Origin of the sequence: Waltera intestinalis (assembly GCF_009695995.1) — a bacterium.
In the GTDB taxonomy this organism is placed as follows: domain Bacteria; phylum Bacillota; class Clostridia; order Lachnospirales; family Lachnospiraceae; genus Acetatifactor; species Acetatifactor intestinalis.
Genome location: NZ_VUMU01000001.1, coordinates 176,657 through 198,675, shown reverse-complemented (window position 1 = coordinate 198,675; position 22,019 = coordinate 176,657). Strand labels below are relative to the sequence as shown.

Here is a 22,019-nt window from a genome sequence, read left to right as displayed (position 1 = left end):
TCCTTCTTACATCCTTCCTGCCTCTTCCTTCACAGGACCTTCCTCTGTGTGCGTTTTCTCCGCATTCCCGTTTTTCATTGTTTCGTCTGCTGCCTTTTGCGAAGACTCATTCTCCGCACAGTCTTTCCTTTTCCTGTCATACCTCTGGCACAGCACGTATCCCAACAGGATCAGTACACTTCCCGCGCTTACTAAAATACCGATATTCCGTCCTTCCGGTACATAGTGCATCTGTATCGTATGCTCTCCCGCTTCCAGATCAAATGCCATGAGGGCATCGCCGAACTGCTCAGGCTCCGCATTTTCTCCGTCGATCTGCACCGTCCAGCCCTCCTCATAAGGCACGGACAGGATCAGTCTGCCGGCTTCTTCCAGACTTAAGGTTCCGGAAATATGAGTGCTGTCCATCGCTACATTTTCAAGATGTTCTTTTGACAATATCTCCACTGCCTGTGCAAACACTTCTTCATTCAGTACATAGGCTTCCGCCGATACCTTCTGCGTCTCATCCGCATCATCCCCGTTGGTCAGCGTCACGCGCTCTCCCTCCAACAGATATCCCAGATACAGAATGGATCCGTCCTTCAGATCACTGTAATCCTGCGTCTCCAGCGTTCCCCCAAGCACCTGAACCTTTTTCGTCCCTGTGGCATTGATCCTCGCGTAATAATAGCCTGCCCGGTCCGCCGTAATACATACATTATCTCCGCTAGTCTCACTGGTCGCCCGCTCCAGTAAGGGCTCTGCGATTCCCAGATCCTCGGTCAGCTGATTCTGCACTCTCACACCGGTGCTGATCTCGTCCGTAACATTCCAGCCCGTCGGTGCCACATAGCCAAAGGGCAGCGTATATTTACAATGATATAAATAAACATCTCCACTGTTATTCACGATCTCATACAGACCGTTTTCGTATTTATCCGATCCGCCGAACATGTAATCCACATTCAGGAGTGCCGAAACGAAAGCTGTCGCTCCGTCGAAGCCGTAATAAACCTTACTGTGGCGCATGCCAAGCTTCTTATACAGATCCATGACCCGGGAATTCATGGTGGAGGAAAATACCGAAGCCGTAGGGTACCCGGTCAGGGTTCCGTCATTTTTCGTCTTGCGGGTAAACTTCTCGATACGGAAGAAGTCATCCCCCTCCTGTTCCCGCGCTAGGGTGTACAACGCCTTATAATCCTCCTGGTCTCCCAGATAAGCGCTTCGTCCGGTAGTGCCCAGACTTGTATTAAATGTATTGATGCTCAGCTCCGCCACTATGCACGCCAGCACCAGAATCCCCAGCACCTGCCTCGTCAGTTCGCTCTTCCTCGTCCGGTACAGATACAGGATCACCCCGTAGATCGTAACGAACACCAACGTCAGCACTTCAATACCCGTGTCGAAATCCTCGCTCTCCACGAATTTTTCACAGGCAAGTAAAAATACCACCGCTGCCAGATACCCATAGATGATCTGCCTGGGAGAAGTGCCTTCCACATTCCGAAAAGCATCGTAGCACATGACAAGGATCAGAAAAATATATAGAAAAGACTGTCTCGCCGGCAGGGAATCCGGATAATTCAGACCGTGCCATAAAAAATCCAGGACATTGGTTCCGAAGCTGAGCAGCAAAAATCCCGCCAGTGCCAGATTGCAGAACCGTTTTCTCACCGATATTTTTTCATTCAGTGCATACATGGGCACCAGTAAAAATACTGCCACACCACAGTAAATGTTCGGCCAGTGTTCCAGTCCCCTCTCTGTGGTCACGCACAAGCAGTGTCTCGCCAGCATATCAAACACGGAAAAATAGGACTCCAGCGTACCGGGGAAATCCGAATTGCCAAAATCCGTCCGTAAGATAGCGCAGACCTCCGGAATCAGCAGTACTGCAGCCAGCCCTCCTGCCAGCAGCGATGCAAATGCAAATCTTCCGATCCTGCCGAATACCGTTTTTACTTTTTGGCTCTGTCCTTCCGTCATGGTATAATATTCCGTGATCAGCAGCATTCCGAAATACAGCACCAGGAAGATACAGATCATAATGGAAATATAGTAATTGGTCAGGATGCAAAGCCCCAGAGTCACAGTGTACATGATCCATCTGCCCTCTCTGGCCAGCCGCTCCGCTCCCAAAAGGATCAGCGGTAACAGGATCAGGCAGTCCAGCCACATCACATTCCAGTTATAGGCTGCCAGATAGCCGGACAGGGCATAGCAGGTGGAAAAAAGGATCACCGCCGGATCCGCCTTGCCAAACGTCTTCCGCAGATAAATACTGAACGTAAGTCCCATAAGACCGATCCGCAGGATCACGAGATAACTCATGAATTCCATGATCAGACTCTCCGGAAGCAAAAATACCAGCCAGTTAAAAGGACTTGCCACATAATAGACATATAATGCCAGGAAATTCGATCCGATCCCCACGTTGTAAGAATAAGACAGTCCCTCTCCCTCTTTGATCTTGTGTACGAATTCACTTAAAAAAGGCATATACTGATGGTACATGTCAGAGAACAGAAAACTCCGGTCACCAAAAGGATATATGCCCCGTATGATAAAAAGGATCAGCATAATAAATGCAGGCACAAAGAACGCAAGCACAGAGATTCCTCTCTGCGTCCTGCGTTCTGCACTTATTGCTGTCGTCTTGTTGCCATTCATCTTAGTCTTCTCCGTGATCTCTAATGTTTTACCTTTCGTAATCAAACAGCAGATAATACTCCAGGCTCCGGTAATCGTTGAATGCTTCCCCACATTGCTTCACCGTCGTAAGAGTGCCGTCCGCCTCTCTCACACCTGCTGCACTGATCACCGGGTATTCCTTCCGAAGCCCGGTCAGACTGCTCTGCAGGGCAGGCAGTGGCAGATCACAGTTCTCCAGCACATCCATTGCCAGATAATTAGCACTGGTCTCTCCGTCCGTCTGCTCCTCGATGTCAAAGTTGCTCCAGATCACATAAGGTACTTTATATTTTAACAGATTTTCCTCGTCTGTTAAAGTCTCCGGATTCACTTTATTATTTCTTAAGATCGGATTGCTCACATAAGTCGTAGGCTGATGATCCCCGAAGAATACGATCATGGTATCCTCATCCGCCTGAGAGAAATAATCGATCAGACCCTGCAGAGCGGAATCCGTCTGTTTTACCAGAGACAGATACATGGACAATGCTTTGGAGTCAATTCCATCCACGGTAATATCCGGGGTAAAGTTATGGAATTCCTCTTCGTAACCGCTGTGGTTCTGCATGGTTACGTTAAAGACAAACAGAGGCTCTCCCTCTTTTTTATTCTCATACAGTTCGATGATCTTGGCGAAACTACTCTCATCGGAGATATAATTACGGATCCGTTTCGGATTCGTGAAATCATCCTGGGATAAAAACTCATCAAAACCAAGTAACGGATAGACTCTGTCTCTGTCCCAGCCGCTGGCATAATACGGATGGATCGCCACGGTATGATAGTCCAGCTCCTTCAGGTAGGATGCCAGAGACGGCGTCTCTTTCTGCACATACTGCTGGTAAGCCACACTGCCCTGGGGCAGGAATCCGATGGTATTGCCTGTGAGGAATTCGAACTCCGTATTGGCAGTATTTCCACCCAGCACGGAAACATTCAGATAACCGGTTCTGGTATTCTCCGCGCCCTGCTGTAATCTGTGAATAAAGGGCATATAGTCCTCGTTGGTGGTGAAATCGCCTCTCACCGCCAGATCGGAAAAGGCCTCATCCATGATGACAATGATATTCGGGCGCTTCACGCTCTCCGGATCTTCCACGGCTGCCGTAAGCCCTGCGGAATCCTGTCCTGCCTGTGTATACTTACTGCCGGTCTCCTCCGGAGAATATCCTGACGGCTTCTCCACATCCATATACTCCAGTTCCATCAGAAATGCCACGATATTGCCGTCTCTTTTGTTCATGACGGTAGGGGTAAACAGCTTATCATACAGACCAAAGTTTCTCACAAAGCTCTCACTCTGCACCATACCGGTATAGCCGTAGATCAATGCCATGCTAAGCAGTATGAGTGCCGCTCTTTTCGCCACTCTCGCCGGAGCATTCATATGAAAACGGCTCTCGATCAACAGCAATATCAGAAATCCTATAATGACCAGCACCGTGCTGCCCTTCAGTGTATAGTTAAAATTCCCTGCCACACTGGCAGCCGTACCAATGGAATAAATATCCCAGGGCATAATAGGTGCTGACCGGAAATTCAACACATAATAATTCGCCAGACCCGCCGCCATGAAAAATGCTGTCTGCAGCATCAGAGCTGCCCGGACATATTTAACGATTCCGAATAACAGAAGTGCGGTCAGTACATAAAACGCCATGTTCAATATCTGTGTCTTGAAATGCATCGTTGTGAAAGGATTGTGGGTATACATTTCAAACAGATAAAATGTCACCAGCGGACATACCGCAAGTGCTATGCAGGAAGGAAGCTTCTCTCTGGTGATTCCTATTTTCCGAACGCAGTGACGCAAAAAGCCTGCAATGGCAGCTGTGACACTTCGTATTGATTTTTTCTGTAAATAATCCATCGATTAATTCTCCTTACGATTCTGAAGAGATTTTATCGCAATGACAGAAAAATAACAATTTCCGAATTGCACACATTTGCTAACATTACAGGCTTATTTTTGTTACTTTTTACATATGTTTTACGTATTACTACTTGACTTCGTATTTTCCGGCTTCTTTCAGGCGCAGCATTGCTCTCGCCATGGATGCCTGGGATACATGATACTCCTGGATACTCTGCTTCTGACGCAGCTGTTCCTGCGCACGCTCCAGGGCAGCCTCCGCACGGACTCTGTCGATATCCTCCGGGCGTTCTGCCGTATCCACCAGCATGATCACACGGTTATGAGAAATGTAGACACAGCCCACACCGACTACGGCTTTGGTCCAGTCATCCTCCTCTTTTTCCTTGAAGCGTACCTCGCCCTCTCTCGTGGCAATGACCATATCCTCGTGGTGAGACATAATAGCCTGCTCACCGTCCAGAGCCGGTACGATAATAATGCCGCATTTTCCATCGAAAAATACTTTATCACTGGCAATGACCTTCAAACTAAAGGTGTTCATATGCACACCGCCTTTCCTTACTGTGCCATGAGCTTCTTAGCCTTTTCCACTGCCTCATCAATGGTACCTACATTGAAGAATGCAGCTTCCGGATACTCATCCATCTCACCGTCGATGATCGCACGGAATCCGCGGATAGTCTCCTTCACAGGCACATACTTACCGGGTACACCGGTGAAGTTCTCTGCCACATGGAAGGGTTGGGACAGGAAACGCTGGATCTTACGGGCACGATATACGGTTACCTTATCCTCATCGGACAGTTCCTCCATACCCAGGATGGCGATGATATCCTGCAGTTCCTTGTACTTCTGCAGCATTGCCTGCACCTGGCGTGCGGTTTCATAATGTTCCTTACCTACCACATCCTCTTCCAAAATACGGGAAGTGGATTCCAAAGGATCCACTGCGGGGTAAATACCCTGTTCCACGATCTTACGGGACAAAACGGTGGTGGCATCCAGATGTGCGAATGTAGTCGCGGGTGCAGGGTCAGTCAGGTCATCCGCAGGCACATAAACAGCCTGAACGGAAGTGACACTACCCTTGTTCGTGGAAGCAATACGCTCCTGTAACTCACCGACCTCGGTAGCCAGTGTGGGCTGATATCCTACTGCGGAAGGCATACGGCCTAACAGTGCGGATACCTCACTACCTGCCTGCACAAAACGGAAGATGTTATCAATGAACAGCAGCACATTCTGGTGCTCTTCATCACGGAAATACTCTGCCATGGTCAGTCCTGTCTCGGCGACACGCATACGTGCTCCGGGGGGCTCATTCATCTGACCGAAGACTAGCGCGGTCTTCTCTAATACTCCGGACTCCTTCATCTCACTCCACAGATCATTGCCCTCACGGGAACGTTCGCCGACACCGGTGAAAATAGAATAGCCACCGTGCTCCGTAGCAATATTTCGGATCAGCTCCTGGATCAGCACAGTCTTGCCAACACCGGCACCACCGAACAGACCGATCTTACCACCCTTTGCATAGGGTGCCAGCAGATCAATAACTTTAATACCGGTCTCCAGCATCTCTACGACCGGGCTCTGCTCTTCGAAGGAAGGCGGATCTCTGTGGATGACCCAATGCTCCTCTCCCTCCAGGGATTCTCCACCATCGATGGTCTCTCCCAATACGTTGAACAATCTTCCCAGTGTCTTTTTACCTACCGGAACCTGAATTCCTTTACCGGTAGCAATGACATCCATATCCTTGCAGAGTCCTTCACTGGCACCTAACATAATACAGCGGACGGTATTGTTGCCGATATGCTGTGCCACTTCCATGACCAGACGTTTACCTTCGCTGTATACTTCCAGAGCATCCTTGATAAAAGGAAGGTCATTGTTCTCGAACTCTACGTCTACAACAGGTCCCATGACCTGAACGATCTTACCATGATTTTTTTCACTTACGTTACTCAATTGCTCAGGACCTCCTTTCTTGCCTTTTTCTTCTTTTTCTGAGCCTTGGCACCGGCAATGACCTCAGTGATCTCCTGTGTGATCATAGCCTGCCGTACCCGGTTGTACTGAATGGACAGATCATGGATCATGGCGGATGCATTTTTATTTGCAGCCTCCATGGCCATCATTCTGGCGTTCTGTTCACTGCAGAACGATTCTACTAATGCGCCGTATACATATCCCATGACAAAATCGGGAACAATGTTATCAAGCACCGCCTTCGGGGACGGTGTCATGACAAGCGGCTCCTGATACATACTCAGATCCTGTCCGTCTTTGGTAATAAACCGTTCTTTTATGATAGGTAACAGACGCATCATCTGCGGTTCGGTTGTCACGCTGTTTACCATATTGGTATAAATAATATATACCTCATCCAGCTGCTCTGCCTGAAACTGCTCCAGGATCGTCTCCGTAATGATCCGGGCACGATGCAGGGTCGGGTTCTGTGCAGTATAATGAAACTGCTCTGCCACCTCGATGCCTCTGTGTCCGAAATACTGACGTCCCAGCTCACCCACGACAAACAGCTTATATTTTCCTGTCTGTCCGGCTTTCTGCATCTGCTCTTCCGCCATCTTCAGTACATTATGGTTATAGGCTCCGGCCAGTCCCTTATCTGCGGTGACTACTACCAGTCCCGTAGTCTTCTCCTCGGCCGGTTTGTCCTTACGCTCATCGAAGTACTTATTGTCGATCTCCGGTAAGTGACGGACGATTCTGCTGACCATAGTCTGCAGAGTATAGAAGTAAGGCTCCGTCTCTTCCAAATTCTTCTTGGCTTTCCGAAGCTTTGTAGAAGAGATCATATACATGGCATTGGTGATCTTCATAGTATCCTGAATGCTTTTCATACGACTTTGTATTTCTCGCGTATTTGCCATGTTAACCTCCTATATTACTATCACTGTTTGCAAATATTATTTTTGCAAAAATTCCTTTTTAAATTCCTCAGCTGCATCGCAGATCTGCTTATTCAGCTCATCATCCAGCGCCTTGGTGGTCTCTAACTGACGAACGATGTCACTGTGCTGCTCCTTCATGTAACTTAAGAACTGCATCTGGAAATCCTTCACATGATCTACAGGCACGTCCAGCATTACTCTGCCGTTGGCTGCACACAGGGTCATAACCTGCTCTGCCATGCTTAAAGGTCTGCACAGAGGCTGCTTTAACAGCTCCATCAATACATGACCGTGCTGTAACTGCTCCTTGGTGGCATTGTCCAGATCGGATGCAAACTGTGTGAACACTTCCATCTCACGGAACTGTGCCAGGTCGATACGGATACTTCCGGCTGCCTTCTTCATTGCCTTGGTCTGTGCTGCACCGCCGACACGGGATACAGACAGACCTACATTGACTGCGGGTCTCATACCGGAGAAGAACAGATCACTCTCCAGGAAAATCTGACCGTCCGTGATGGAGATAACGTTGGTCGGAATGTATGCGGATACATCGCCTGCCTGAGTTTCAATGATAGGCAGTGCGGTAATGGAACCGCCGCCCTTGTCTGCGCTCAGTCTTGCGGAACGCTCCAGCAGTCTGGAATGTAAATAGAATACGTCTCCGGGATATGCCTCACGTCCGGGAGAACGCTCCAGTAACAGGGACAGTGCACGGTAAGCTACCGCATGCTTGGACAGATCATCATATACGATGAGGACATCCTTGCCCTGATACATGAAATACTCAGCCAGTGCTGTACCGGAATAAGGTGCGATGTACTGCAGAGGTGCAGGATCGCTGGCGGTTGCGGATACGATAATAGTGTAATCCATGGCATCGTTCTTCTTCAGGGTTCCTACCAGCTTTGCAATGGTGGATGCCTTCTGACCGATGGCTACATAAATACATACCACATCCTTACCCTTCTGGTTCAGGATGGCGTCGATGGCGATGGAGGTCTTACCGGTCTGACGGTCACCGATGATCAGCTCACGCTGTCCACGACCGATGGGGAACATGGAATCGATTGCCAGAATACCGGTCTCCATAGGTACACCTACGGACTGTCTGTCCACGATGGAAGGAGCAGGCTGCTCGATGGGACGATACCCCTCTTCCTTAATGGGACCTGCGCCGTCGATGGGTGCTCCCAGAGCATCCACGATCCTGCCCTTGAATCCGTCACCTACGGGGATACCGGCTCTCTTACCGGTACGAACGACTCTGGTACCCTCACGGATCTCGGTATCATGACCGAACAGGATACATCCGATCTCATCTCTGCGGACATCCTGTACCATTCCCTTGACACCGGAATCAAAGATAACGATCTCACCGTACTCAGCATGGTCGATACCATTGACATTGGCGATACCGTCACCTACCCAGCTGACGGAACCGATCTCATGCTCCTGTGCCTGCAGGTGGAAATCTTCGATCTCACCCTTCAGGATAGAGATGATCCCCTGCTCGCTGGCAGTCTTACCTACCTGGGAAAGCTTGTCTGCGAACTGCTTCATACGGCCATTGGTACTCCAGTCATAGACTTCGTTACCGGCACGGATGATGAAACCGCCGCCCAAAGCCGGGTCTTCCTTCGTCTCGAAGACCATATCGTCTCTGTGATATTTCTTCTGTACAAAATCACGGATATTCTGTAACTGCTCCTCTGTCGGTGCTGTCACATAGGACAGGGTCACAACGAACTCACCCTTTTTCTCGGGAGAGAGTTCTCTGTAGGCAGTACAGATATCATCCCACAGATAGATATCTCCGTTATCACACAGGACCTTCAGGAAATCTCTGATCTGTAAGGGGAATACTTTTTCTATTACATTGTGCTTGGCAGACAGTGCCACGGCAGGAGATTCGAAATCCAGCTTCACCTGCGGTACGGCTTTAAAGATATCGCCTGTCTGACCTACAATGTCTCCGGGGATATTCAGTTCACGCAATCTTTTTGCGTATTCTAAAGCTGTACTAATCAATCTCTTCACCTGTCTTTGCTATAAATTGGTTGTAAAGTTCTCTGTCTGAATCTGCATTCTGTTTGGCTGCCACCAGCTTTGCAGTAGCTTCCACTACCAGACCGGCGATCTGCTCCTGTGCCTGTTCAATACGCTTCTGCTCTTCCAGTGCAGCATTTTTATCGGCATTGTCCAGGATCTTTTTTGCCTCGGTCTGGGCATCTGCCACGATACGGTCATACTCGTTGCTGGCCTTGCCTCTTGCCTCGTTCAGGATGCCTTCCTTTTCTGCCTGGACACCGCTTAAGGATGCCTCGTACTTAGTCTTGAGTTCCTCGGCACTGTCCTGTGCGGCTTTTGCATCTGCATATTGCTTATCGATCTCTGCCTGTCTTGCATCCAGGATCTTGTGGATGGGCTTGATCAGGAAGATCTTCACAATGGCAAATATGATCAACAGATTCAGGATGGTCCATACAATATTAATATCTAATCTCAGCATGTGCTTTCATCCTTTCTTACGTCGTTATACCGTTCCTTATGCCATGAATAAGATGATCAGGATACCGATAACGAATCCGTAAATAGCGGTTGCCTCTGCCAGCGCACCACCTAACAGTAAGATCTTGGTGATCTTGCTCTCTGCTTCCGGCTGTCTTGCCACAGCCTCTGCTGCCTTACTTGTTGCGATACCGATACCGATACCTGCTCCGATACATGCCAGTGCTGCAATACCTGCTCCAATAGCTATCATAATGAATCCTCCTAGTTTTAAAAAAGTGTTGTTAGTGAATAGTTACTTATTCAATGGCTTCCTTAATGTACATAGATGTCAGGAATACGAATACATACGCCTGGATCAGTCCATCAAAAACATCAAAGTAAAAGCTGAAGGGTACCGGCAATGCTACCGGAACCAGAAGCTTCAACAGCTCCATGATAACGAATGCTCCCAAAACGTTACCAAACAATCGCATACACAAAGACAGGGGCTTGATGAACACCTCCAGGATATTGATGGGTGTTACGATCGCGATAGGCTCGGTGAAGCTCTTGATCCATCCGCCCACGCCTTTTTTGCGGATGCCTGCTACTTCCACCAGGATGATACTCATCAGTGCCAGTGCCGCCGTTACGTTCAGATCCTTGGTAGGGGGCTTCATGCCGAACAATCCGATGATATTGGATATGCCCAGGTATAACAGTACACTTACCAGATACGGTACATACCGTTTCCCTTCCTCTCCGATCATTCCCGTAACAATGCCTTCCAGCTTCGTCACGATCGTCTCTGCCACCAGCTGTCGTCTGCTGACATTGTGTACTTTGAGGTTGCTTGTAAGGATAATCGACAAGATCAGAATGACTGCCATGACTACCCATGTGATCACTACCGATTCCGCAATATCCAGCTGTACTCCGCCAATCAGTGGAAGACCTGCCGGAAGCTTGATCGAAAACGCCGTATCACAGTTCAGTTCTTTGAGCAGTTCTGATGCCAATTCCTCCATAATACCACTTCCTTTCCGTAAACATCCCTGAAGGAGTTTCCGCTCCCTCATGGTCGTTGCTATTTTACTCCTATTTATAAAAAAGCGTAACATACATTTTTGCTAATTTGTCCTATGCAAAAATCAAAAGTTATGTCATATATTAACTATAAAAAAATGAGGTATCAGAAAATTATATGACAAAATTAGTCATTTTGGGGCGCAAGTCCAAAACAGGAAATTATGAAGCCTTTTTCCGTGCACTTCCCGCGCAGATCGTGACTACTCTGGTTCCCGGAGAGGTCATTTCCTGCGACGCTCTGATCCTGCCGGGCGGCGGAGATATCACTCCGGCTTTTTTCGGGGAAAAAAACAAAGGTTCCCGCACTGTTGACACCGAACTGGACATCCTGCAATTCCAGGCTCTCGACATAGCGATTGCCGCCGGAATCCCTGTCATCGGGATCTGCAAGGGCATGCAGGTCATCAATGTTGCCTTCGGCGGTACGATCACACAGGATATGCCTGAAGACTGCCTGCACAGTTCCCCTTCCGGCGATGTGTTTCATGATACTATTATGGTAGATGATTCCCGTCTTTTCAAGTTTTTTCCTGCCAAAATGCGCGTCAACAGTGCTCATCACCAACGGATCGGCCGCTTAGGTCAGCACCTTAAGATCATCCAGGTCTGCCCTGACGATGGCTGCCCCGAAGCTTTGGAGCATGACGAGCTGCCGATCCTTGGGTTACAGTGGCATCCGGAGAGGCTGCCGGGGTGTGTCGGGGAACCTCTCCTTTCTCTTCTTTCTTCTTATTTTTAAACCGGTGTCGCGGTCTTTTCAACGGAACCAATTCCTCCCTGACTTTAACCTTCGCAATCTCGAACAGGGAACGGATGATCCCCCGCAGCATCTCTGCGGTCTGATCGTCCACTTCCTTCAATGCGGTAACTACTGCATTCATACTCTTTTTCCAATCTGCGGCAAAAGTGATCAGATTGTCCGCCTGTGATGCGGAGATTACCTGATAAAGTGTGTCTACAAAAGTACGGACCTGCTCCTCGTTCAGGGACAGGATCCATTCATTCAGAGCCTCGTTCATGATCTTCTGGCTCTCATAGATATCGCCTACATCCACGAAATGATCATCCTTCACCAGCCAGGAGAAAGGATCATGCTGCAGCAGACCGTGGTTTTTACTCTCCACTACGCGATAATGAATATCCCGCTCGAAGATCATCCCGATCATAGAAGAATGCGGAAGCAGCTTTACCACCTTGTCTTCTATCGCATTGTAATGACATTCCTTCAGCACCTCCGGCCGGAATCCCGGTCCGTCCAGACTGTATATCTTCTGGATCCGCTTCTGTACAAAGGGCGCACATTTCATGGCACTGTACACCGCCAGGTTGCCGCCCTTGGAATGTCCTCCGATGTAAAAGGGCTGATGCAGCCATCCGGTGACCATATTTACATATTTGACACTGTATTCCTGCCCCGGTACCGGATTCAGGAATGCCATATTAAAGTCTTCCTTCCACCCCACAATAGTCTCATCCGTGCCGCGGAATGCCAAAAACAGCGTTCCGTCATCCAGGATAAAGGTAATCGCAGAGAACTGGGTCTCCCACTCCTTTTCCACCAGGTTAATATAACAATTCAGCTTCATATTCCGGAAGCGTCTGCCGCTAAGCAGCCCTTCAAACAGTGCCCGGTTCTCCTTTTCAAAACGCATATCTCCGAACAGCTGCTCCACATCCGGCCGTTTGGCGATCTCCTGCAGCGTCACAGAAGGACCGTTGTGACGTACGTCACTGACCATTCCGTCGAACTTCAGATAAGAGAGCTGGCATAAGGCCAGACTGTCCACATCATTCAGAGGTTTTTCGCGAAATGGAATATCTCCGTATTTTTTTAAATATTCTATGACTGTTCCCGCCATATACCGCTCCTTTCCGCGAGGAACTTTCCTTGCGTATTTTTCCGGATTGTGTTAGGTTTTATGTAATGATGATCCCACAATATGCGAATCATTTACTGTCAGTAGAAAACATTAAGAAGGTGATCTGCCATGTCCACGAATCATTCCAAACAATTTTCCAGAGATTGCATGGTGCAGGCTTTGATACAGCTGCTTCAGACAAAATCTCTGTCCAATATTACCATCTCAGAGCTGACCGAGCGGGCCGGAGTCTCCCGTATGACTTATTACCGCAATTACAGCTCCATGGACGAGATCTTCATCAGTTATCTGAAGGATCTGGTAGATGCCTACCGTCAGGATGTCGCTGACTGGCCGGATAAAGGCAATTATAACGACTACCGCAATATGCTGCACTGCTATGAATACTTTGATCATTACAGAGAATTCATTGCCTGTCTGGTAAAAACAGGTCTGGGGCATCTGCTGCTGCAGGCCCTGGACAGTTATATCCTCGATACCTATTATACGGAAGATAAAGGCCGGGATTTCTATTACACACTTCGTGCGTTCTCCGGTTCCCTCTATAATATCTACGTCACCTGGATCATGGAAAATTCCATGGAATCCGCTGAAGAGATCGTATCCATTATCTGTAAGATCTATTCCTGATCATTAAACAATCATCAAAGGACTGCGCAAAAATACGCAGTCCCTTTTATTTTTCTTATCTCTGATCCAACGGAACATATTCCAGTTCCTGCATCACGCTCTTATAAGCGGGACGGATGATCTTGTCCATGTTGATCAATTCTTCAATACGATGCGCACTCCATCCGACGATTCTTGCAATGGCAAAAATCGGTGTATATAACTCCAGCGGGATCTCCAGCATGCTGTATACGAATCCGCTGTAGAAATCCACATTGGCGCTGACGCCCTTATAGATCCTGGACTTCTGGGAGATGACCTCCGGTGCCATCCGCTCGATCAGGGAGTACAATGCGAAATCCTTGTCTCTGCCCTTGGCTACTGCCAGCTTCTCCACGAAGCTCTTAAATACCTGGGCTCTGGGGTCGGACAGAGAGTAGACAGCATGACCCATACCATAGATCAGTCCCTTGCCGTCAAAGGCTTCCTTATTCAAAATCTTGTTCAGATAAGCTCTTACCGCATCCTCATCAGTCCAGTCGGACACATGGGCTTCGATATCCCGCATCATCTCTACGACCTTGATATTGGCACCACCATGCTTGGGTCCCTTCAGAGAAGAAAGCGCTGCTGCCACTACGGAATAAGTGTCGGATCCGGAAGAGGTTACGACTCTGGTAGTGAAGGTGGAGTTGTTACCGCCGCCGTGCTCCATATGCAGCACCAGTGCGGTATCCAGTACTTTGGCCTCCAGTTCGGTATATTGTTTGTCGGGACGAAGCATCATCAACAGATTCTCTGCTGTGGAAAGCTTCTTCTGCGGACGATGTATGTACATACTCTCATCATTGGAATAGTGATTATATGCATGGTAGCCGTAGACTGCCAGCATAGGGAACACAGCGATCAGCCCAAGACACTGTCTTAATACATTTTCAATGGAAGTATCGCTGCAATTTTTATCATAGGAAGCCAGTGTCAGAACACTCCTGGTCAGGGAATTCATGATGTCACTGCTGGGAGCTTTCATGATGACATCTCTGGTGAAGTTGGTAGGCAAAGTTCTGCTGGATGCCAGAATATCGTTAAAATGCTTCAGTTCGTCACGATTCGGCAGCTTACCGAACAAAAGTAAATAAGCCACTTCTTCGAATCCGAAATGATCCCCGCGGAATCCGTTGACCAGTTCGATACAGTCATAACCACGATACCACAGCTTACCTTCACAGGGTATCTTTTTGCCATCCTCCATTTTGAAGGATTCGATCCGGGAGATATTGGTAAGGCCTGCGACTACGCCGTTACCGTTCTTATCACGCAACCCCCTCTGCACGCCATACTCATCGAACATCTGGGGTTCCAATCTATCTGCCGCTCTGCACAGACCGGCATGTTCCAACATATACTCTGCGTTTTTCTTCATCCAAATACCTTCCTTTCCCTCACATCATATATACCTACTTATCATAGCTTTTTAGAAAGTACGATGTCAATTAAGAAAATATAAAATATTCTTTGTATTCTCTTTGATCTTCTCAGACAGCTCAGCATATTTAATGAGTTCTTCCTCTGTGAAGCCGGCGAATCTGGCAGCATCATAATCCCTCTGTGCCATCTCCAGTTCTTTCATAACGGCATCTGCTGCCGGAAGAATCGTCACGGCGATCCTGCCTCCCCGTTCCTTCCGCTTCGTTTCTGCCATCTCCGCTGTTTTCGTTTTATATTTTCCGGTCGTCTTATCTTTTTTGGATGGCTTGGGTTCCTTCACCTCTTCTACTTTCAGGAATCCCTTCATGATCAGGCGCTGCAATCCGCTGGTCAGATTCGTCCGGGTGATTCCGGCGAAATCCGCCAGTTCCCGTCTGCTGTCCCATTCGTGCTTTTCACACAGACACAAAAGCAGACGCACATCCATGACCTTCAGATCTCCTTTTAACGCCACCGGCTCCAGATAATGTTCTAATAACTTTCTCCTACGGTAATCCTCTCCTGCAGGTCCTTCCGCCTGTAAGATCTCTGTATTGACAAAGACTCTCTCGTCTCCCAGCTTCTTGGAACCGGGCAGGATCGAAGGCGGAACGGTGCCGTCCCCCGCAGCATCGATAAAGAAACGGTATACCTGCAGACGGTTCTTCTCATAATCTTCCTCTTCCAGAACATGTTTGTAGAAGTTATTGTAGTACTCAAATACATTCAACTTCATCTTCACAGTCTTCGAGATATTAATGCCCTGACTGGCAAGAGAGCCTTTCCTCTTCACATAATAATAAATGGGCGCATGCAGGGCATAGAATACTTTCGCATAGCGGATATATTCCAGATTGAACATAAAATCCTCACACCAGCTGATATCCGTATCCATGCGTAGTTTATGCTCTTCCACAATATCCCTGCGGTACAGCTTGTTCCACAACACACCGTAATAAAAATCCGCCGGATTCTCCATCATATGTGCTGCGAACTCTTCTCTGGTGAGGACGCCCTCCTCTTCGATGTCTCCCTTGGGGGACAGACGCTCTCCCACCACGCGGTAAAAGTCAGAAATGACCATGTCACAGCCATACTCTTCAGCTGCCCGCACGAACAGTCTGGTGGCATCCGGTGTGATCCAGTCGTCACTGTCGAGGAACTGCAGATATTTTCCCCGGGCACGGTCAAGCGCCCGGTTTCTACTGTCGGAGACTCCGGTGTTCTCCTTTTGGATCACAATGACTCTAGGATCTCTGTCTCCGTACTCTTCACAAATATCGCCGGAAGCATCCGTACTGCCATCATTGACCAGCAGCAGTTCATAATCCGTATATTCCTGGTTCAAAATGCTGTCGACACAGCGTCGTAAATATTGTTCCGCATTGTATATCGGAACAATGATGCTTACCATTGGCCGCATAAGTTCATCCTCTCCAAAAATTACTTCATAAACGATTTCTTCGCTTTTCAAGCTTACGAAATCGTGATCAGTTCATAGTCTCTGCTGCCGATGCCGATCTTCTCCGCATGCTCCAGGCAGGTCTTGTACTCCGCATTGGGAGTGGTATTTTCAAAATGATCATGATGATCGCAAAATCCCTCTTTTGCCATGGCATCCGTCAGCTGGCTGTTCGGCAGCGGTGTCTGCTTCAGGCAGGCATCCACACAGGCCTGATCCAGCGCCAGGGGATCAAAGGATGCAAACATACCGATATTAGGCAGAATAGGAGCATCGTTCTCACAGTGGCAGTCACAGTTCGGAGAGATATCCACTACCAGAGAGATATGGAAATTCGGTCTGCCGTCCACGACAGCCTTCGCATATTCTGCCATACGGCAGTTGAAATCCTTCGTTGCCGCACCATAGCCGCTGTGGATCGCATCAAAATTGCAAGCACCAATGCAGCGTCCGCAGCCCAGACACTTCTCATGATCAATGTGCATCTTATGTGTGGTCTCATCATATACCAGTCCATCATTGGCACATTCCTTCATGCAGCGCTTACAGCCCCGGCACAGACTCTCGTCGATCTCCGGCTTGCCCTGCGCATGCTGCTCCATTTTGCCCGCTCTGGAGCCGCAGCCCATACCGATATTTTTAATTGCACCGCCAAACCCCGCCGTCTCATGTCCTTTGAAATGATTCAGGGAAATAAACACATCCGCATCCATGATGGCACGACCGATCTTCGCATTCTTCACATATTCGCCGCCTTCTACCGGTACCTCGATGTCATCCGTTCCTTTGAGTCCATCGCCAATGATCACGGGACAACCCACCGTCAGAGGCGTGAAACCATTCTCCCAGGCACAATACATATGCTCGATGGCATTCTTACGGCTGCCGGGGTACAGGGTGTTGCAGTCGGTCAGAAAAGGCACACCGCCCAGCTCCTTTACCACATCCGCTACCGCTTTCGCATAATTCGGACGTAAGAAACCCAGGTTGCCCAGTTCTCCAAAGTGCAGCTTGATAGCAACAAATTTGTGATCCATATCAATATTCTGAAGCCCCGCCGCCTTCATCAGACGCTTTAACTTACTGGGAAGTCCCTCTCCCAGACGGGTCCTGAAATCTGTAAAATATACCTTTGATTTTTCCATTGATTTATCCTCCGCGCAAAAAATGATACTACGATTATAACATATCTTTTCCGCTTTTTGAGAATTTTTTTGCATTCTCCACGAAGCGCTCCGCGAACTCCGGGCAGGATGGATAATAGAGGTGGGGAAAACCGTACCAGTGACTCTCTCCCACGTGGATACAGGGATAATTTCGTCCAGTGGAGGGTTTGGTAGCGATGCAGTCTGCGCCGTTGTCTTCACTGTCATAATAGTGGAATTCGTGGGCACGGATGCGGCTGCCACGAGGCATAAAATGTCCGCTGTTCTCTTCCAGTTCAATGTATCCGAAGCGCACCAGGTGTCCGGTGTCGAAGCATTTACCGGGCAGGACTCCCGCCATGGGATAGGAATGTCTTTCCCGGTCCGTCAGGGTCGTATGCAGGTATAGAAAACCGCCGCACTCTGCCACCGTGGGCAGGCCGTCTGTGACTGCCTTCCGGATTGCTGTGCGCATGGCATCATTCTCGCTTAACTGTCCGGCATACAGTTCCGGATATCCACCGCCCAGTAACAATCCGTGAATGTTTTCCGGTAAGTTTCTGTCATGCAGCGGGGAAAAATACACCGGTTCCGCGCCCGCCTGTTCCAGCAGCCGCAGGTTCTCTTCGTAATAAAAACAAAAAGCTTCATCCCGGGCTACAGCGATCCTCGGGCGCATTGCTTCGCTGGTTTCTACGGAATCCTCCACTACCGTCTCTTCCTCCAACGGCTCCGCTTCCTCTGCGATCTGCAACAGTTTTGAAATGTCTGCGGTCTCCCGTAATCTCTCTGCTGTCATACGGATCTGTCCCTGCAAGTCTTCCAGTTCTCCCGGCATGCACAAGCCTAAGTGTCTGCTGGCGATCTGCAGGTCCTTATTTTCCGGAAAATACCCCAGTACCGCAATGCCCAGTTCATCTTCTGCCAAGGGCTTAAGTATCTCATAATAGGCTGCGGACATCCGGTTGAAGATCACGCCACGGATCAGATGTGCCTTATCGTAAGCCAGGAATCCGGCAATCAGAGGGATCACCGATCTCCCCATGCCTTTTGCATCCACCACCAGCAGGATGGGGGTCTGCGTCACCTTTGCCAGATGATAGGAGGATCCTTCCTCACGGATGCCGCCCAGCCCGTCATACAATCCCATAACACCTTCCATGACCACAAGCTCGCCTTCTCTGCGATCCTTCAAAAACAGCTTACGGGTGCCCTCTTCTCCGGTAAAAAAGGTATCCAGATTCCGAGAGTGCACCCCCAGCACCTGTCTGTGGAACATTGGATCAATATAATCCGGGCCGCATTTACAGGAAGAAATATCCTCACCGTTTTCTTTAAAAATCTGCAATAATCCACAGGTGATCGTAGTCTTGCCGCTGCCGCTCTTCGGTGCAGCGATCATAATGCGGCGTATCTTCTTTTTCTGTGCTCCGGTCATCTCTGTACTTCTCCATTCCTACCGTTTCCGGTCTCCCCTGCGTCCTGTTTTGTTTTCTTCGCGTTATCCATAGGATCCGTTCCTGTCTCCCGGAACGTAAACGAGCAGATCCACACCGGATTTTCCGCCTGGGGCAGATGATAGCTTAAGAGCTTCTTCACCCGGCTTACCTGCATCTGCAGGATCTCCTCTTCCTCCACCGGAAAAGTATCCAGCACTTCCTTAAGTTCTGCAATGGTCTCCATGCTGATGGCATTGATCACAATACGCATATGGGGATTCTTCCGGTACAGGGTCTGTAAAATATCCAGCAATCTGCCGCCGCTGCCGCCGATAAAGGCATGGGTCGGCACTGGTAATTCTTCCAGTCCTTCCGGTGCCGAGGCTTCAATGATCTGTATATTATCCATGTGAAAATGCTCTCTGTTCTTTCGAAGCAGTTCCACCGCCTCCGGCTTTCTCTCAATGGCATAGACCTGCACCCCTCCGGGCACCCCGGCGATCTCTATGGCAACGGATCCAGTGCCGCTGCCGATGTCATAGACCACGGCGTTTTGTGTCAGGTGTAGCTTGCAGATGCTGACCTCGCGGACTTCTTCTTTTGTCATTGGCGTTCTGCGGATTTTTCCCTCGGTTTCCGAAGTATCCCGCAGAAAACAGATATCGGCTCTTCCATGGGTCAGGCGTTCCGGTTGCCTGTGAGGATTGCGGATCAGGCAGGTATACAGCCCTTCCTCCGTAATCTCTTCACATTGCCCCGGGGTCAGGATCCGGATGCTTTCCTCCGGATAGGACAGCTGATATCCTACGATCACTTCACAGTCTGTCAGTCCCGCTTCTGCAAGCAAATGTCCGATCTTGCGGATGTCCTCACTTCCTGAGGTCAGTAAAAATACCTTTTCATGGCTCTCCACCGTTGTCGAAAGCCGGTTCAGCTTCTTGCCGTGCATGCTCAAAATGGCGGCATCTTCATAACTTTCTCCCACTCGGGCCGCCAGTGTGGCCACGGAAGAAATTCCCGGCAGGATCCGTACTCCTGCGTTCAACGCTCCTGCGGCAACGGTTTCCTGCAATGCCACATACAGCTTCCTGCATCCGCTGTAGAATCCGGTATCCCCGGAAAAAAGGACCGTTACCTGAAGGGGATCTTTCTGTTCTGTAAGACCGTTTTTCTGTAATTGCTCCAGATACGGCAGAATCTGCTCCGTCATGTAGTAGGGTCTTTTTTCGATTTTAGCAGAATATCTTTCGATCATGCGCTCTGCACCCAGCAAAATATCCGCAGTCTCGATCGCATGCTGCACTTCTTGTGTCTGACCGTCTTTGCTGCCCATGCCGATTCCGGCGAGGCAGATCTCCATGCTGCCCTGCCCGGAGAGCTTACAGTCACAGAGCTGTTCCAGTTTTCCACAGATTTCCGCAAAAGAATACGTATCTACAGCCTTCTTGGCAGGCTGTATCACATACACCGGGATCCCCAGAATTTTCGCAGCTTCCATTTTCTCCTGATACCCTCCGGTGCGTCCGCTGTTTTTCGTGACCATGTGATGGATATCGTATTGCTTCAGGATAGCGGCGTTCATCTCTGTGGAAAAAGGTCCCTGCAATGCCAGGATCTGTCTGCCTTTGATTCCCTGCTCCATGCACAGTTCCAGGCTCTCTCTGCCCGGAAGGATGCGCACATACAGGCGGTCATGGAGTCTTCCGGAGGCACAATACGTCGGCAGTTCCTTGCTCCCTGTGGTCAGCAGAATATTGCCCTCTGTATTCTCCAGCGCTTTGGCACAGTCAGCATTGCTTTCAAAATACCGGATACTTACGGCAGGATTCTCTGCTTCCGGAGTCTCCGAAATTTCCCGTTCCAGACGCAGGTAAATGGGAGACTGTGTTTTCACAGCGTCCCGTATGTTCTCTGTAACGACCTGGGCATAAGGGTGGGTGGCATCCACTACGATCTCATAACCCTCGTTACGCAGAAATTCTTCCATCTGCTGCCGATCCATTCTGCCACGGTGAAGAGATACGAGTGGCTGCCCCTTTGTCCCTGCCGCCTCCGCATCCGTCTGTTCCCGCATCACGATCTCACCATATTCCGTTGCCACGCATACGGTATGCGCGATTCCGGCATCTGCCAGGATTTCCGACAGCCGCCGTCCTTCTGTGCTTCCCGCAAAAATTACTATTTTTTTCATCCTGCTCTCCTCCCAAAGAGAACTTAATGTATGTTGTTCTCCACATGATATCCGCGCTTTGTGATCAGCTTGTCCCTAAGGATCTCCGTCTCCGAATTGCCGATAAATACCGTGGTGAACATATTGACTTTCCGGTCCCTTAATTCCCGCAGCGTACAGGTCACCGCCCGGGTGCCTTCTCTGCCGATGTTTTCCACATAGCCGCAGGGGCGCTCCCCTTCTATGGTTTCCAGTAAAATATCACAGGCTCTTTGCAGATAATCCTTTCGCCTGTGGCTGGAAGGGTTGTAAATTGCCATGGCAAAATCTCCCATTGCTGCCGCCCGCAGTCTCTTTTCAATCTTCTCCCAGGGAGTCAGGAGGTCGCTTAAGCTGATCGCACAGAAATCATGGTTTAAGGGTGCTCCCAGTACCGCCGCCCCACTGCTTGCCGCTGTAATACCGGGGATCACGATCAGTTCCGTCTGGAGATGTTCTTCTCCAAGCTCATACATCAGCGATGCCAGGCCGTAGATACCGGCGTCGCCGCTGCAGATCAATGCCACCCGCTTCCCGGCTTCCGCCTCCCTAAAACACAGTTCGCAGCGTTCTGTCTCCTGCCGCATAGGGGTGGTCAGCAGTTTTTTCCCTGCAAAACGTTCTCCCAATAATTTGACATATACGGTATAACCCACGATCACATCTGCCTGCTCCAGCGCAGCGATGGCTTCTCCTGTCATCATTTCTTCTCTGCCGGGACCTATTCCCACGATATAGATTCTGTTACTCATCCGT

General features: G+C 49.3%; 17 protein-coding genes and 1 pseudogene. 2 read left to right on the top strand and 16 right to left on the bottom strand.

Annotated features, from left to right (window positions below; translation table 11 throughout):
* Positions 1-6 precede the first annotated feature (6 nt).
* From FYJ59_RS00940 to FYJ59_RS00900, 9 genes are all read right to left on the bottom strand, one after another.
* A complete protein-coding gene (locus tag FYJ59_RS00940; protein WP_154494893.1) occupies positions 7-2,700 on the bottom strand; it encodes a YfhO family protein in 2,694 nt (897 codons plus the stop codon).
* Positions 2,684-4,546, bottom strand: coding sequence for an LTA synthase family protein (locus FYJ59_RS00935; RefSeq protein ID WP_154494892.1), 1,863 nt, complete (start codon positions 4,544-4,546; stop codon positions 2,684-2,686). The genes FYJ59_RS00940 and FYJ59_RS00935 overlap by 17 nt, the downstream gene beginning before the upstream one ends.
* A 130-nt stretch (positions 4,547-4,676) precedes the next feature.
* Positions 4,677-5,093, bottom strand: a complete 417-nt coding sequence (gene atpC / locus FYJ59_RS00930; protein ID WP_022154734.1) for an ATP synthase F1 subunit epsilon — start codon at positions 5,091-5,093, stop codon at positions 4,677-4,679.
* A 17-nt stretch (positions 5,094-5,110) separates the two neighbouring features.
* Positions 5,111-6,523 carry a F0F1 ATP synthase subunit beta gene (gene atpD / locus FYJ59_RS00925; RefSeq protein ID WP_022154735.1) on the bottom strand — a complete coding sequence of 471 codons (1,413 nt, stop codon included), beginning with the start codon at positions 6,521-6,523 and terminating at the stop codon, positions 5,111-5,113.
* On the bottom strand, positions 6,520-7,449 hold the full coding sequence (gene atpG, locus FYJ59_RS00920) for an ATP synthase F1 subunit gamma (protein ID WP_154494891.1): 930 nt from the start codon (positions 7,447-7,449) through the stop codon (positions 6,520-6,522). Before atpG ends, atpD begins: the two co-directional genes overlap by 4 nt.
* A 36-nt stretch (positions 7,450-7,485) precedes the next feature.
* A complete protein-coding gene (gene atpA / locus FYJ59_RS00915; RefSeq protein WP_118550598.1) occupies positions 7,486-9,501 on the bottom strand; it encodes a F0F1 ATP synthase subunit alpha in 2,016 nt (671 codons plus the stop codon).
* A complete protein-coding gene (locus tag FYJ59_RS00910; protein ID WP_118692485.1) occupies positions 9,494-9,982 on the bottom strand; it encodes an ATP synthase F0 subunit B in 489 nt (162 codons plus the stop codon). The genes atpA and FYJ59_RS00910 overlap by 8 nt, the downstream gene beginning before the upstream one ends.
* Positions 9,983-10,018: 36 nt before the next feature.
* A complete protein-coding gene (gene atpE, locus FYJ59_RS00905; RefSeq protein WP_022154739.1) occupies positions 10,019-10,234 on the bottom strand; it encodes an ATP synthase F0 subunit C in 216 nt (71 codons plus the stop codon).
* A 46-nt stretch (positions 10,235-10,280) separates the two neighbouring features.
* A complete protein-coding gene (locus tag FYJ59_RS00900) occupies positions 10,281-10,991 on the bottom strand; it encodes a F0F1 ATP synthase subunit A (protein ID WP_154494890.1) in 711 nt (236 codons plus the stop codon).
* A 176-nt stretch (positions 10,992-11,167) separates the two neighbouring features.
* Between FYJ59_RS00900 and FYJ59_RS14015 the strand changes: the two genes are divergently transcribed.
* A complete protein-coding gene (locus FYJ59_RS14015) occupies positions 11,168-11,791 on the top strand; it encodes a gamma-glutamyl-gamma-aminobutyrate hydrolase family protein (protein WP_154494889.1) in 624 nt (207 codons plus the stop codon).
* 214 nt (positions 11,792-12,005) lie between these two features.
* Here FYJ59_RS14015 and FYJ59_RS14010 read toward each other — a convergent pair.
* Positions 12,006-12,704, bottom strand: a pseudogene (locus FYJ59_RS14010) (Mbeg1-like protein); the annotation flags it as partial.
* Between the two features lie 336 nt (positions 12,705-13,040).
* On the opposite strand from FYJ59_RS14010, the gene FYJ59_RS00885 reads away from it, so the two are divergent.
* Positions 13,041-13,562, top strand: coding sequence for a TetR/AcrR family transcriptional regulator (locus FYJ59_RS00885; protein ID WP_154494887.1), 522 nt, complete (start codon positions 13,041-13,043; stop codon positions 13,560-13,562).
* A gap of 55 nt (positions 13,563-13,617) precedes the next feature.
* On the opposite strand, the gene FYJ59_RS00880 is transcribed toward FYJ59_RS00885, so the two are convergent.
* The 6 genes from FYJ59_RS00880 to cobJ all read right to left on the bottom strand — a co-directional run bounded on the left by FYJ59_RS00880 (position 13,618) and on the right by cobJ (position 22,015).
* The gene (locus tag FYJ59_RS00880) at positions 13,618-14,964 is read right to left on the bottom strand and encodes a citrate/2-methylcitrate synthase (protein ID WP_154494886.1); all 1,347 of its coding nucleotides are present in this window, start codon (positions 14,962-14,964) and stop codon (positions 13,618-13,620) included.
* A gap of 66 nt (positions 14,965-15,030) precedes the next feature.
* The gene (locus FYJ59_RS00875; RefSeq protein ID WP_154494885.1) at positions 15,031-16,431 is read right to left on the bottom strand and encodes a glycosyltransferase; all 1,401 of its coding nucleotides are present in this window, start codon (positions 16,429-16,431) and stop codon (positions 15,031-15,033) included.
* A gap of 53 nt (positions 16,432-16,484) precedes the next feature.
* The gene (locus FYJ59_RS00870) at positions 16,485-17,615 is read right to left on the bottom strand and encodes a DUF362 domain-containing protein (RefSeq protein ID WP_154494884.1); all 1,131 of its coding nucleotides are present in this window, start codon (positions 17,613-17,615) and stop codon (positions 16,485-16,487) included.
* A 34-nt stretch (positions 17,616-17,649) separates the two neighbouring features.
* Positions 17,650-19,053 (bottom strand): cobyrinate a,c-diamide synthase, encoded by a 1,404-nt coding sequence (locus FYJ59_RS00865; RefSeq protein ID WP_154494883.1) that lies wholly within the window; start codon positions 19,051-19,053, stop codon positions 17,650-17,652.
* Positions 19,050-21,245, bottom strand: a complete 2,196-nt coding sequence (gene cobK, locus FYJ59_RS00860; RefSeq protein ID WP_154494882.1) for a precorrin-6A reductase — start codon at positions 21,243-21,245, stop codon at positions 19,050-19,052. Before cobK ends, FYJ59_RS00865 begins: the two co-directional genes overlap by 4 nt.
* A gap of 23 nt (positions 21,246-21,268) precedes the next feature.
* Positions 21,269-22,015 (bottom strand): precorrin-3B C(17)-methyltransferase, encoded by a 747-nt coding sequence (cobJ, locus tag FYJ59_RS00855; protein WP_154494881.1) that lies wholly within the window; start codon positions 22,013-22,015, stop codon positions 21,269-21,271.
* Between the last annotated feature and the right edge of the window lie 4 nt (positions 22,016-22,019).